Origin of the sequence: Dyadobacter sp. 22481 (genome assembly GCF_052044875.1) — a bacterium.
Classification (GTDB): Bacteria; Bacteroidota; Bacteroidia; order Cytophagales; family Spirosomataceae; genus Dyadobacter; species Dyadobacter endophyticus.
Window position 1 is genome coordinate 1,795,390 of record NZ_JBQENV010000001.1, and the last position, 13,183, is coordinate 1,808,572.

Here is a 13,183-nt window from a genome sequence, read left to right on the forward strand (position 1 = left end):
AAAACGAATATTAAAATGCAGTTAATCCCTAAAATATATGTCGGCGCAGCGCTTGTATGGTGCATGCTGACGATCCCTGCGCAAGCCCAGCAGCGTATCCAGCCTGTGCGGTTCTCGGAGGTAAACATTACCGACCAGTTCTGGAAACCTAAACAGGAAAAAGTAGCGACAGCGACATTGAATGCCTGTATCATTCAAACCGAAGAAAAATCGGGCCGCATCCGGAATTTTGAAAAGGTGGCCCGCAAGCAGGGCGAAAAGCACGAAGGGATTTATTACGACGACAGCGACGTGTACAAGGCCATCGAAGCTATGGCCTATTCGTTGAAAAATCGTCCCGACGCCGCATTGGAACGAAAAGCCGACGAATGGATCGACAAGATCGCAGCGGCGCAGCTTCCGGACGGCTACTTGAACACCTACTACACACTGACTGACCTCAAACAACGCTGGACCGACATGGAAAAGCATGAAGATTACTGTGCGGGGCATTTGATGGAAGCGGCAGTGGCCTATTACAACACCACCGGCAAACGTAAACTGCTCGACGTCGCCATCCGCCTCGCCGACCATATCGATGCCACATTCCGCGTCGCAAACCGTCCATGGGTTTCAGGCCACCAGGAAATCGAGCTGGCATTGATGAAGTTGTATCATTTAACAAAAGAGGACCGCTACCTGAAACTGGCCGACTGGTTCCTCGACCAGCGCGGCCATGGCTATGGAAAAGGCGTGATCTGGGACCAATGGAAAGACCCGAAGTACTGCCAGGACGATGTGCCCGTGAAGCAGCAGAAAGAGATCACCGGCCACGCCGTACGCGCCATGTACCAGTACACAGGCGCGGCTGATGTGGCGTCGGTCACGCAGGATCCGGGCTACATGAATGCCATGACCGCCGTATGGGAAGACGTCGTTTACCGCAATATGTACCTGACGGGCGGAATCGGCTCCTCCGGCCATAATGAGGGCTTCACCGACGACTACGACCTGCCCAACGGCGCCGCGTACAGCGAAACCTGCGCGTCGGTGGGAATGGTATTCTGGAACCAGCGCATGAACGCGCTCACCGGCGACGCCAAATACATCGACGTCCTCGAACGCAGCCTGTACAACGGCGCGTTAGACGGCCTGAGCCTTGGCGGAGATACTTTCTTTTACGGAAACCCGCTTTCTTCGGTGGGCAACAATGCCCGCAGCGCGTGGTTCGGTACGGCGTGCTGCCCTTCCAACATCGCGAGGCTGGTGGCTTCGGTGGGAGATTACATTTATGGTAAATCGGAGGGGAAGATCTGGGTGAACCTTTTCGTAGGGAGCAACACTAATTTTCAAATGGGTAAAACCGCTGTTCCGCTGAAAATGGACACCAATTATCCCTGGGACGGCAATGTTAAGATCAAGGTGTCGCCCGCGCACAAGGTCAAATATGCATTGAACATCCGCATTCCGGGATGGGCGGCTGAAACGGCTGTTCCCGGAGGATTGTACAATTTTACAGGTGCGGGTCATGCGAAGATCGAAATACTGCTGAATGGCATGCCTGTTACTTACCAAACGGATAAGGGTTATGCGGTCATCGACCGTACCTGGAAGAATGGCGATGAAGTAGAAGTCAAACTGCCCATGGAAGTACGGCAAATCAGGGCGCGCAAGGAGGTGAAAGCGGATGCCGATCGCGTTGCGCTCCAACGCGGGCCTATTGTGTATTGCGTCGAAGGCGCCGACAATGCAGGCGAAGTATGGAACCTGCTGGTACCCGAAAACCCTTCATTCAATACCCAAAAAAGCCAGATCCTGAACGAATCGGTCATCTCCATCCAGGCGAACCTGCAAGTGGTAAAAGCCACACCCGACGGCCTGAATGTGAAGCCGGAACCGCAGACTGTGACTGCGATCCCGTATTACACCTGGGCCAACCGCGGCCGCGGACCGATGCAGGTGTGGCTGCCCGTGAAGATGAAAAATATCAGGATCGCGGAGTAGCCCGCAGCTATTTCAACGCGCTGGCCAAATGCAGTGCGGCCAGTTTGAAACCGCTTTTGAAATACACTTTCTGGGCGGTGTTATTGGTAAAATCCGTGTCGAGCACGAGCGCATCCTGGTCGTTCAGCCGGGCAATTTCGCGTACGTGGTCCAGTAACCGTGTAGCCAGGCCTTTCCCGCGGTATTCATCCAGATTGCAAAGGTCGTCGATATAAATGATGTACCCGGAATGCACCCGACTGACCGGGTCGGAATGCACTCATAATAATTTCATTGTAGTTTGTAATAGCGGAATGAACCTTCAATCCGTCATTATTTTTTATATGCATACCAGTTAGTCCTATTTACAAAACAGCACATGAACCCGAGTCCGGTCATTGACAAATTCATCCGATACCTCACCGACAAAATCACGCTCTCTGCCGAAGAAACAGCGCAGATTGCTCAGGTGTGTATTCCAAAGAAAATCCGCAAGCGGCAACTGCTGTTGCAGGAGGGCGATGTATGGAAATACAATGCTTTTGTCGGCGACGGCTTTCTGAGAACCTATTCTATTGATCACAAAGGCAATGAACATATCCTGAATTTTGCTCCGGAAAACTACTGGTCGGGCGACCGGGAGAGCCTGATGACCGGGAAGCCTTCCAGGTTCAACATCGAGGCCATCGAAGACACTGACTTGGTTTTAATCACCAAGGAAAATTTCGACCTGCTTTGCCGCACGATCCCGCAACTGAACGATCTGGTCAATGCGATTTTGCATAAAAGCTTCATTGTATCGCAGGACCGCATTCACGCGGGCATCAGCCTGTCGGCCGAAGAGAAATACCAGAAGTTTCTGGATCAATATCCCCAAATCGCCAACCGAATACCGCAGCATATGATCGCCTCCTACATCGGCATTACCCCCGAGACGCTCACGCGGATCAGGCGTAATAACACGGGCAAATAGGCGTTTTGACTATTTCCATTGACATTTGCTTGTTATTTTTTCAATCAAATGTCAATGGAAACCGGCCTGCCGGGGTTGCAACTTTGCATCGTCAACTTTAAAATTTACGACGATGAACAAGACAGTTTTTATTACCGGAACCAGTACCGGTTTTGGTAAACTTACCGCAATCACATTGGCTAATGCAGGCCTTACCGTCATAGCGGGCATGCGGAACACCAGCGACAAAAACCGCGCTGTGGCAGAAGAGCTGAGTGCCATCCCCAATATAGAGGTAGTGGAAATAGACCTGACCGACGACGCTTCCGTCAACGCGGCGTTCGGGCAAGTTCTGGCCCGGCATGGCAAAATCGACGTGCTCGTCAATAACGCCGCAATGAGCGGTTTCGGGGTATTCGAATCGTACAGTGTCGACCGAATCCGCGAAATGTTCGAAATCAATTTCTATGGTGTCGTGCGGACCTACCAGGCCGTGTTACCTTCCATGCGCGAGGCGCGGAGCGGACTGATTATCAACATTACCTCCGGTGCCAGCGGCCATACGCTGCCGTTTATGGTGCCTTACCTGGCTTCGAAATTCGGCGTGGAAAGCATTACCGAGGGCTTGCAGGACGAGTTGAAGCAATTCGGGATCGACAATGTGTCGATCCAGCCCGGGGTGTACCCGACCGAAATGAATACGGGCGCGAAAGCAGGCATTCACGGGAATAAACCTGAAATCGCTCAGCAATACGATCCGCTGGCCTCGGAACAGTTCAATGCGCTTGGCCAGGGCCTTTTCGGAAAAATGGCTGCCTTTGAAATGAACCCGCAAACCATCGCCGACGGCATACTCAGACTGATCGAAATGCCGGCTGGCCAGCGGCCGCTCCGGTTCCCGCTCGACGCCATCGCGCAAGGTACCGACCTGGAGTTCATCAAAGCCCGCGCCGATATCAAGGCAAAATGGGTAGCCGCATATATGGAATAGCTGTGGTCACTGCCTGGATTGACCAATGATCATTCACTCCGCAAACTCCGCACCGGATCCAGCATCGCCGCACGCACGCTCTGGAAGCTCACGGTCATCAGGGCGATGGCCGTCATCATCAGCCCTGATGCAAGGAAAAGCCACCAGGATATCGAAATTTTAAACTCGAAATTCTGCAACCAAAGATTCATCAGATACCAGGCAATGGGCGAAGCCAGGATGATCGCCACAACGACGGGTTTGAGGAAGTCTCTCGAAAGTAATACCACGACGCTGCCGACAGACGCACCAAGTACTTTTCTTACACCTATTTCCTTGGTGCGTTGCTCGGCGGTGAATGTAGCGAGGCCGAAAAGTCCCATGCTGGCTATCAGTAACGCCAAGATGGTCGCGACTTCGATCAATCTGGCAGTACGGGTTTCCGATTGATAGGCTTTTCCGAGGGTCTCATCGAGGAAGCTGTATTCAAATACCTGGTCGGGGAATGCTTCTGTCCAGGCTTTTTCAATGGTGACCAGCACGGATTGAATGCCAGCAGCGGTCGCATTTTCGCTTTGCAGCTTGATACCCGCCTGATAGAAGTTATTGGGAACGACCTGAATGATGGTCGGGTCGATCTTCTGATGCAGCGAATTGACGTGGAAGTTGCGGGCTACGCCGGCGATTGTTGCAAATTCATTCCCGTCGCCGTAATAGACTCTCTGTCCGATGGCGGCGGCGGGATTGGAAATGCCTATCCGGCCCAGAAATACCTCATTGACAATAATCTTGAAATTGGTAGTATCGCTGTCCTTCAACGCCTCCCCTGCCAGCAGTTGGATGCCGTAGGTATCGAGGTAGTGCGAATCGCCCATTTTCATCTGCGTTTTGACCTGCACTGTTTTAGGCCCTTGCCGGTATTCCATCCCCTGCATCCAATTGCTTTCCGCAGATGCGCTGTTGAACGAAAAACTTACATCCTTTATCTGCGCTGATTGGGACAGCATGCTGCGGAGCGTTTGCAGCTTGTCGGGCCTGTTATCCGGCAGTCCCACGGTGATGATGGCCGATTTATTGAAGCCGAGGTCGGCATTGCGGAAGAAATCCAGTTGCCGGTCGATCAGCATCGCGCAGCTTATCAGCACGAGCGAAACGGTAAATTGCACCACCACCAGTCCTTCCCGCATAGAAAACCCCTGGCCGGAGCTCGAAGTGGCATTGTTTTTCAACGCCCAGATCGGCGCCATGCCCGACAACCGCAAGGCCGGGTAAACACCAGCCATTAAGGTGGTCAATAGTACGAGAATGCCTGAAAAAAGCGCGGTTTGAGGTACGAACAGGTCCTGGACCGTTAGCGGTATGGCAAGTGCCGCGGAAAGAATGGGCAGCACCAGTACACTAAGTATCAGGGCAAGAACTCCCGCAAAAACGGTAATAAGCCCCGCCTCGGTAATGAACTGGTATATCAGCGATTTCCGGCTGCTGCCCACTGCCTTGCGTATCCCCACTTCCTTTGCCCGCTTGAATGCCCGGGCCGTGCTAAGGTTGATGAAATTGAAACAGGCAATCAGCAGGACCAGCGCTCCGATCGCGGCGAGCGTTTTCAGCAGTCCTGCATTAGCGCTCCTGCCGCCAAGATTACCCGCATAGTGAACTTCCGACAAATGATTGAGTTTAAAACGCTTGTCGGAAAGCGCCTCTTTACCCATATATTTCAGTACCACGGCTTCGAAACGGCCCGTCAGTTGCGTCGTGTCGATGCCCTTTTTCAGTAATACAAATACCTGAAAATTGTCATTCCAGCCGTTCCACCTATTTTCATCAAAACCGGGATCGACTTGCTTAACTGTTGGAAAGGAAACGAGCATATTGAACGGGAAGCTGGTTGTGACCGGATAATCTTCCACGACGCCAGTTACCGTCAGGTCGTGTTTACTATCCAGCCGGATCAACTTGCCGAGCACATCCACGTTTCCGAAATATTTGGTCGCGTAAGCGCGCGTGAGTACGATCGCATTCGGCTGTGCCAATGCCCGGCCGGGATCGCCGGCAACCCAGGTGTAATCCAGCGTCCGAAAAAGGGCATTATCCGCAAATACGAACGACTCTCTGAACTTCTTTTCCGAACTGCCTGCCGCCGTCATGGTACGGCCGCCTACCTGCATGAGCGGTACGATGGTCTCTGCTTCGGGCAGGTCGGTTCGCAGCGCGTTGGCCATGCCGGTGTAGGTTCCCGGATATGTGTGATTCTCTTTAATATTCTCCGTTTCGACCCGGTAAATCCGGTCTAGATTTGCTTGCGACAAGTCGTAGCTCGTCTCGTGCCTGATCACCAGATAGATCAGTATTGCGCAGGCCATCCCGACGGCGAGGCCGGTTACATTAATGAAAGAATAGCCCTTGCCATTCAAAAAGCTTCTGAATGCGATGGTTAAATAATTTTTGATCATGACCGACCTGCACGTTTATGTTTGCTTCGCGCATCACTAATGGCATGCCAGCTTTTGAGAAACCCTCTACCTGAGGCATCCAGCCTTTGTTTCACAAATTCATGATAATAAGAAATGTCCGCTTTCGAACGACTGGCGTGCCAAAACGGACAGCGTACTTGCGGACCTGGTGATGCGCGCACGACCGTTAAATAACTAATTCTACAAATGCATCGAATTAGTAAGTAAAAAATAGAACAGAGGTTACTTCGTCCTTCAAACAACCTTTATCTCCATGAACATAACAAACGACCGACAACAAATTGAAAAACTGCGCCTCATCGTCCAGGAAGCGGAAAACACCGGCAACCTGGATATGATGACCGCTATCCTCGCCGATGATATCACGGTGATCGCCCCCGGTTCGCCCGTCATAAACACCAAGGCAGGCGGTGTGGACTTTCTGCGATCCTGGTTCGATGCATTTTACATTGAGATCTCTTACGAATCAGAGGATATCGAGATCAGGGAAGACCTCGCTTATGAATGGGCGGTTTACCACCAGACTACTACCGATAAAAAAACAGGCGAAAAAGCCTCCGAAATCGGCAGAATGCTTTGGATTTACAAGAAGTACAATGGAGCATGGCTGCAACATTTTATCATTTGGAATACAGCCGCTTAAAGAATATTATCCTCACAATAACTTAAAGCATCATGTCTTACCTTCATGCTCCAAGGCTCGTCTTTACGGGCGATTTCCTATCCGATGTCAGTACGGTCAACAACGACACGGCCCACTACAATAACGCCACTTTCCAACCGAACTTTCAAGAACCGGGACAGGGTGCCACCAACGGCTGGTGGAATCCCGAGGGAGGCGCGGTTTTCGATTTCCAGAATTGTTCGGTTAGACAATTATTCCTGCCGGACGGCAGCACGCAGACTTCTCAATCCGAAGACATTATCATCGGTCAGGCCGTAGTGGGTGCCGAAGGTCGCCCCACCGGCAAAATGGTCGATTTGGACCCCGACGCTCAGATGTATTCCGCAATATGGTGCGTCCAGTTGCGAATCTGCGATGCCAAAGGCGACCTGCTTTTCAAAGGCGACATCAACACCACCTCGTTCAGGGACATTCAGATGCGGCAGACTGACGGTGGGAAAAGCAATGGCCAACCACTGGGCGCCACCTGGACGTCGGTCATTACGAACGTGGAATGGGGCAAAGTGGCCGAACAGTCTGCGTTCCTGAAAACCTTGCGTGCGACCACGCAAAGCAACACACTGGCCATTAATATGAACCCGTTCGGCTATTATTACAACCATAATGACGGCCGTTTTTCATTGGGCAGGATCATCGGCTCCATTGGCCCGTATTTTGAAGGGGAACCGCTCACTTTTGCGCCAGCGCGCAGGTTGTACGGCATCAATTACACCCCGAGCGCCCGCGGTACCTATTTCAGTACTTCCAATTTCCTGGTTGAGCCTGACTCCAAACGCGTGAGCGTCGATTTTGGGTCGAGTTTCCCCGTGGCCGATTCTATCGGGACGATCAGCTACAAGCAGGATTTGCGCCTGGCTGTGAGCAAGGTACCGCAAACTGGTGTGGCGAGCCGCCAGACTCCGACTTTTTATATCAGTCCAAATGATTTTACTGAAATCGGGGCGCTGGATTACCAGTCCGACCCGAACTGGCTGAACCAGACAGGCGGGATCGTTTCATTTAACGATCTGCCGGACGCCACCATATCCGCATTGGATAACAACCAGCTGATACTTGTCACGCCGTCGACAAGTCTGCCGGGACAATATGCGATCATCGCGCGCGAGGCAATCGACGGCCTGGTGGCCAGGGCCGACAATTTCATACTGCGCCTGGACTACGGCCAATCGGTCGACGTCGATTTTTACACCTACCAATGGGGGAAACCGCTTGCGAACACCGGCATCACCGCCACCCTCCAACCCCCTACCCCCGATACGCCCGTCGGCCCGCAAAACCCCATCTCCGAACTTTACGGGAACAACTTCCCCGTGGATGGACTGTCATTCAATGGCCAGGTTTCGAGCAACCCCCAAGGCAAAGCGCAAATTCGGCTGACCGGCAATGCCATTTACAGCCCGCGGGTTTACATCGACGGGCAGATCTACTCCATTGACTACCAGACCGCAAATACCGATCCGGCATTTGGTCCGGAACAAGTGGTGGTGCACCTGCGCGACTATTTTGAGGAAATAGCGAACCCGGTTTGGGACGACATTTCGGAGATGATGATCCAGTACAGCAACCTATATCCGATCATGAGCAAATATGTGGTGAACCTGGCCGACCCGCTGGCGCTGGCAGAGAAAAAGAACATCTTGATTTTCGCATTCTCGCGCGGCATGAACGACACCATGCACATGCCTGTCACGCGCGATTTGTCGACTGCCAAGCGAAATACCATTCTGAACTGGCTTAATAATCCGCAGGTCGCCCCGAAACCCGTAGTGCGCGCCGAGGCGAGAGAGACCAAGGCTGTCAATCCGGTTGCACCCGGCACGCCGCTGACCGACAGACAAACCAGGTACCGCGAGGCTGTGAAGGCGAAAAACGGCTCATTCCCGGGCTTTTCGGCCAGCGACGATTTGTTTGAAAATCTGTGATTTACGGTTTTAAATTAATTCACCATGCTACAAATAGATTCAAAATATATTGAAAAGGCATTGACCGCCAATGCCCTGGAAGAGCTTTATCCGCTGCTTCAAAAAGCCGTCGAACTGGAACATTCGACGATCCCACCCTACCTGACGGCGATGTTTTCGCTGAAACCCGGCACCAATCTGGTGCAGCGGCAGATCATCCATTCGATCGTGATCGAAGAAATGCTGCATATGACCATCGCGGCCAACATTCTGAATGCCCTGGGCGGGAAGCCGGCGATCAATAACAGCCATTTCGTACCGGAATACCCCGGCCCATTGCCGATGGGCATTGGCAACGGGCTGATCGTCGGGCTGGAAAAATACTCGACGGATGTCGTCAAAAATGTATTTATGGAGATTGAAGAGCCGGAGAATCCTTTGGTATTCAAATCGGTGAGCCTGGCAGCATTGCCCACATTCAGCACGATAGGCCAGTTTTATCAGGCCATTCAAAAGAAAATAGGTGAACTGGCCCCCCATGACCTGCCGGGCGACAAAAGCAAGCAAGTCACGTCATCGTTCTTCGCTGCCGACGAGCTTTTTCCTATTTATACCAAACAAAACGCGATCGACGCGATCAACATCATCGTCGAGCAAGGCGAAGGAACTTCCACCTCCCCGCTCGACCAGGAAGATGAGCTCGCGCATTACTACCGTTTTGAAGAATTGTATAAAGGCAAGAGATTAGTGAAAAACGATGCCGCACCAAACGGCTATTCCTTCTCGGGGCCCGACATTCCGTATACCCCGGAAGATGTCTTTCCATTGTTTCCCAACACTAAAACCAGCATGCTTCCGGCCGGCGGTGAAGAGTTGAACCGGATGAACGAGTTCAATACCAGCTATTATTCGCTGCTTTCAGGGCTTCACGCGACCTTCAACGGTCAACCTGAAAACCTCGACAACACGGTGGGCGTGATGTATGACCTCAAACTAACCGCCCAAAAACTGTGTGCAACGCCTTTCCCCGGCAAACCCGGTTACACGATCGGACCATCGTTCGAGTTTATCGTTCCTGCGGGAAGCTAAGCGGCAATTGGGTTATCACGCTGAGCGGGCGGCACGGTCTGCTCAGCGTGACAAAAACGCGCCGTCGGCCTATCAAATACCTTATTTTCCTTCAAATGCCTTCACCAGAGGCGCTATTTCCAGCCTCTTCATGGGCAATAATGCCTGGGTGATCCTGTTGACCTGCTCCTGGGTGCCGTTAACCATCATTTCTTCCACGATGATCGGAGATATTTGCCACGATACCCCGAACTTATCTTTGATCCAGCCGCATTGCTCCGCCTCCGGCACTGCGGATAGTTTTTGGCTGAAATAATCGAGCTCCTGCTGGTCTTCGCAGTTGACGACGATCGACACACCCTCATCAAAATTGAATTTGTGCTCATGCGCGCTATCCATAGCCGTAAACCAGGAGTCTTCCAGTTTGAAATCCGCAAACATGACAGTACCGGGCTTATCCGGCGTCATACCTTCGGGATAGCGGTGTAACGAACCCAGTTTGGCATTTTTGAAGACAGAGCAATAGAAATTGATGGCCTCCTCCGCTTTGCCGCACCGGTCCCCGACAAACATCAAAGAGTTGATAATGGGCGGTCTGGGTTCTCCTTCCGGATTAGTAAGGATCAGCTGCCACGAAACACCGTATTTATCCTGCACCCAGCCATACCGTTTGCTGAATGGATATTCGTCGATCGGCATCAATGCGCTTCCGCCGTTGATCAGCTTGTTCCAGACCTCGTCAATTTTCGCGCGCGCCGACTCCTGCGAGCCGCCAAACAGCAGCGGATCGAAATTAACCATGAAAGAAATGGAAGGATTGGGCTTGAAAATCGGGCCGGCGCTGATGGCCATGAACTTCTGGCCCCAGAGCTCGAATAAGACCATATCGCAATCGCCGGACGGCGTATCTTCCATCCGCGTAATGCTGGTAACCCGTGATTCCGGAAATACCGATGCGTAAAACTCTGCCGCTTCCGCAGCTTCCTTATCAAACCATAAATGCGGGACTATTTTCTGCATAACCATTTGATTTAAGATGACAACTCGAACGGATGCACTGATGGGAGAATTGTAAAGTTAAGAATTAAAAACGACCGCGATCAGTGAAATGCTACGGGCCGTCGCTTTATTTCGACGGCCCTTTTGTCGGTAGTAACTTGTAGTAAGTCTGAGGGTAAGTTAAATTGCTTCCTGAAAACCACTGCATTAACCTAAACGATGACAAACTTGAAGCGACTTCAACAATGGGCGATGGTCGGTTGCCTGGGCCTTGCCTCCTGCGCCGGCTACCAGCGAAGCGACCTTTATTTCGGCAGGGATATTCCGGGAGGCGGGGCCGTGAGCGAACAGCAATGGAAAAATTTCAGCGACAGCGTCATCAGCAATTATTTCCCCGAAGGCTACACCGAATGGGACGCCAACGGACGCTGGAAGGATACCGACACTAAACAGACTATTACGGAACCGACCAAGGTGGTCACTTTTTTTGGCAAGAAAACCAAAGAAAGAAGCGCCGCGCTCGACAGCATTGCACAACGCTACCTGCGCCGTTTCCGCCAGCAAAGCGTGCTGCGGACCGATACAAAATCGAAAGTGAAATTTATCGACAAAACGCCCTGATCCGGCACGCGGATTCCCCCGATTGCTGGCATAGTTTTGGCTGTATCAGCCATACGAAATCAACAATCAACGCATAATTTATTATGAAAAAAGTGATGATAACCGCGTTAATGGCATTGTTCTGCGCAACTACGGTGTCGTATGCACAAAGTACGACCAGCTCCACCGACAAAGCCAAATCGACAAAAGCGTCAGGACAGGGCTTAAAAACACCTGCGCCCGAAGGCGAGAAAAAAAGTACTGACCAGGGCGGGAAGTCGAACAAACCCAATCCTACCGACCAGGTGGCCCAAAAAAGCAGTGAAAACGACGGTAGTAACCGCCCGGGAGGCGCCACGCATGAGAATGCCAATGACGTGGGCAAGTATTCCGATCGTGAAGACGCTAATTCGATGCTGTTTTCCAAAGAGGCCATTGCGATACGCCGCAAGAATCTCACTGAACCGGATAGGGAAATAAAAGAAGGAAGCGGATCGTCTAAACGAAACACAAAAAACCACACAGGCGTGACCGGGAATTACCGCAACCAGGCAACACAAACGAGCGGAACACCGTCGAGTGAATAGGACTCCGGTTATTGGATAAGTACGACCCCGGGATAACGTTCCCGGGGTTATTTGTTTACACCCGACCCGCTATTCTGAGCTTTTTTCAGTTTTTCCAGAACTTCTAAGATCGTCGTGTCTTCTACCACATTCGATTCGTTGTCGTGGTTATGAAATTCTTCCAGCTTTCGTTTACGCTTTGTGTCACTGATCCCTCGTTCTACTTTCTGACGGTATTCCTGCAACGACCGGCAGTAGTAATGATTGAGCTGGATCGTGTCTACGCTTACGTCGGCCAGCGCCTCTTCGATGGGCTCAAAATGCTCGTTCACACAGGAGAACCCCCGCTTGAATTTAAAACAATGCGATTTGTAAGCGGATTGGACATGCCGCGGCTGGACAATACTTTTAATATGCCTGTTCGGCGGAAACGAGGCTTCCGATCGCCTGGTGAAATTCTCCAATTGACTCCCGGCAGGTTTATCAATATGGCTATTGGAGCCAAATATCAGCCACGAAACGCCTAATCCGCCGTAATCCTCGTATTTTTCAAGCAGTTGCGACAGGCTGGCACTTTCGTTTTTAGGTACGATGAACTCATCCATGTCGATGAACCCAATCCACCTCGATCTATAACCGAAGGTATCAAGACAATGCTGATAGGCTTTCACGTGCATATTCTGCCCGGGAATGTTCGTAACCGTCACCAACTCACCATAACCCAGCGCATTAATTACCTCTTTGACAGGTTTTCTGCTCCCGTTATCATAAATATAAAAATGTTCCGCACCGATTTTCCGGTGGTAATCCAGCCATTCGGCCAGGTAGTCATTTTCGTCTTTTACAATGCAGCAAATAGATAAATAATATTCAGGCTCAGCCTGTTGATCCGCATTGGATCCTCTGAATTTTGAAAGCAGGTTCTTAATTGTAAACATAAATGGCCGGCCGATTTGTCGATGATGTGCCCCAAAGTTATTATTTCTCTTTGGGTGCACAAAATCGTACA

The 13,183-nt window shown here is 51.5% G+C and carries 12 protein-coding genes; 8 read left to right on the top strand and 4 right to left on the bottom strand.

What is annotated here, in order from left to right:
• The first annotated feature begins 15 nt into the window (after positions 1-15).
• Positions 16-1,983, top strand: a complete 1,968-nt coding sequence (locus ACTJJJ_RS06920; protein ID WP_426294322.1) for a glycoside hydrolase family 127 protein — start codon at positions 16-18, stop codon at positions 1,981-1,983.
• A gap of 7 nt (positions 1,984-1,990) precedes the next feature.
• Here the strand turns inward: ACTJJJ_RS06920 and ACTJJJ_RS06925 are convergent, their stop codons facing one another.
• Positions 1,991-2,242, bottom strand: a complete 252-nt coding sequence (locus tag ACTJJJ_RS06925; RefSeq protein WP_426294321.1) for a GNAT family N-acetyltransferase — start codon at positions 2,240-2,242, stop codon at positions 1,991-1,993.
• 99 nt (positions 2,243-2,341) lie between these two features.
• Here ACTJJJ_RS06925 and ACTJJJ_RS06930 point away from each other — a divergent pair, with 99 nt between their 5' ends.
• The gene (locus ACTJJJ_RS06930) at positions 2,342-2,935 is read left to right on the top strand and encodes a Crp/Fnr family transcriptional regulator (protein ID WP_426294320.1); all 594 of its coding nucleotides are present in this window, start codon (positions 2,342-2,344) and stop codon (positions 2,933-2,935) included.
• A gap of 112 nt (positions 2,936-3,047) precedes the next feature.
• Complete coding sequence (locus ACTJJJ_RS06935; RefSeq protein ID WP_426294319.1) at positions 3,048-3,905, top strand: SDR family oxidoreductase; 858 nt, start codon at positions 3,048-3,050, stop codon at positions 3,903-3,905.
• A gap of 29 nt (positions 3,906-3,934) precedes the next feature.
• Here ACTJJJ_RS06935 and ACTJJJ_RS06940 read toward each other — a convergent pair whose 3' ends face one another.
• Positions 3,935-6,334 (bottom strand): FtsX-like permease family protein, encoded by a 2,400-nt coding sequence (locus ACTJJJ_RS06940; RefSeq protein ID WP_426294318.1) that lies wholly within the window; start codon positions 6,332-6,334, stop codon positions 3,935-3,937.
• 274 nt (positions 6,335-6,608) lie between these two features.
• Here ACTJJJ_RS06940 and ACTJJJ_RS06945 point away from each other — a divergent pair, with 274 nt between their 5' ends.
• From ACTJJJ_RS06945 to ACTJJJ_RS06955, 3 genes are read left to right on the top strand one after another with little or no spacing between them, the layout of a single operon-like run.
• A complete protein-coding gene (locus ACTJJJ_RS06945) occupies positions 6,609-6,998 on the top strand; it encodes a YybH family protein (RefSeq protein WP_426294317.1) in 390 nt (129 codons plus the stop codon).
• Between the two features lie 32 nt (positions 6,999-7,030).
• Complete coding sequence (locus ACTJJJ_RS06950) at positions 7,031-8,962, top strand: hypothetical protein (RefSeq protein ID WP_440701684.1); 1,932 nt, start codon at positions 7,031-7,033, stop codon at positions 8,960-8,962.
• Between the two features lie 24 nt (positions 8,963-8,986).
• On the top strand, positions 8,987-10,030 hold the full coding sequence (locus tag ACTJJJ_RS06955) for a ferritin-like domain-containing protein (RefSeq protein WP_426294315.1): 1,044 nt from the start codon (positions 8,987-8,989) through the stop codon (positions 10,028-10,030).
• 81 nt (positions 10,031-10,111) lie between these two features.
• Here the strand turns inward: ACTJJJ_RS06955 and ACTJJJ_RS06960 are convergent, their stop codons facing one another.
• Positions 10,112-11,029 (bottom strand): VOC family protein, encoded by a 918-nt coding sequence (locus ACTJJJ_RS06960; protein ID WP_426294314.1) that lies wholly within the window; start codon positions 11,027-11,029, stop codon positions 10,112-10,114.
• 207 nt (positions 11,030-11,236) lie between these two features.
• Between ACTJJJ_RS06960 and ACTJJJ_RS06965 the strand changes: the two genes are divergently transcribed.
• Both ACTJJJ_RS06965 and ACTJJJ_RS06970 read left to right on the top strand, forming a co-directional pair.
• Positions 11,237-11,629: a DUF3574 domain-containing protein gene (locus ACTJJJ_RS06965; RefSeq protein WP_229221405.1), complete on the top strand. Its 393-nt coding sequence runs from the start codon at positions 11,237-11,239 to the stop codon at positions 11,627-11,629.
• An 83-nt stretch (positions 11,630-11,712) separates the two neighbouring features.
• Positions 11,713-12,195: a hypothetical protein gene (locus tag ACTJJJ_RS06970; protein WP_426294313.1), complete on the top strand. Its 483-nt coding sequence runs from the start codon at positions 11,713-11,715 to the stop codon at positions 12,193-12,195.
• Positions 12,196-12,242: 47 nt separating this feature from the next.
• On the opposite strand, the gene ACTJJJ_RS06975 is transcribed toward ACTJJJ_RS06970, so the two are convergent.
• Entirely contained in the window at positions 12,243-13,112 is an 870-nt protein-coding gene (locus ACTJJJ_RS06975) for a glycosyltransferase family 92 protein (protein WP_426294312.1), read from the bottom strand.
• Positions 13,113-13,183: the final 71 nt, after the last annotated feature.

Bases quoted from the DNA above. Each gene is read 5' to 3' on its own strand.
- ACTJJJ_RS06920 (WP_426294322.1), top strand. From the start codon at position 16: ATGCAGTTAATCCCTAAAATATATGTCGGCGCAGCGCTTGTATGGTGC.
- ACTJJJ_RS06930 (WP_426294320.1), top strand. From the start codon at position 2,342: ATGAACCCGAGTCCGGTCATTGACAAATTCATCCGATACCTCACCGAC.
- ACTJJJ_RS06935 (WP_426294319.1), top strand. From the start codon at position 3,048: ATGAACAAGACAGTTTTTATTACCGGAACCAGTACCGGTTTTGGTAAA.
- ACTJJJ_RS06940 (WP_426294318.1), bottom strand. From the start codon at position 6,334: ATGATCAAAAATTATTTAACCATCGCATTCAGAAGCTTTTTGAATGGC.
- ACTJJJ_RS06945 (WP_426294317.1), top strand. From the start codon at position 6,609: ATGAACATAACAAACGACCGACAACAAATTGAAAAACTGCGCCTCATC.
- ACTJJJ_RS06950 (WP_440701684.1), top strand. From the start codon at position 7,031: ATGTCTTACCTTCATGCTCCAAGGCTCGTCTTTACGGGCGATTTCCTA.
- ACTJJJ_RS06955 (WP_426294315.1), top strand. From the start codon at position 8,987: ATGCTACAAATAGATTCAAAATATATTGAAAAGGCATTGACCGCCAAT.
- ACTJJJ_RS06960 (WP_426294314.1), bottom strand. From the start codon at position 11,029: ATGCAGAAAATAGTCCCGCATTTATGGTTTGATAAGGAAGCTGCGGAA.
- ACTJJJ_RS06970 (WP_426294313.1), top strand. From the start codon at position 11,713: ATGAAAAAAGTGATGATAACCGCGTTAATGGCATTGTTCTGCGCAACT.
- ACTJJJ_RS06975 (WP_426294312.1), bottom strand. From the start codon at position 13,112: ATGTTTACAATTAAGAACCTGCTTTCAAAATTCAGAGGATCCAATGCG.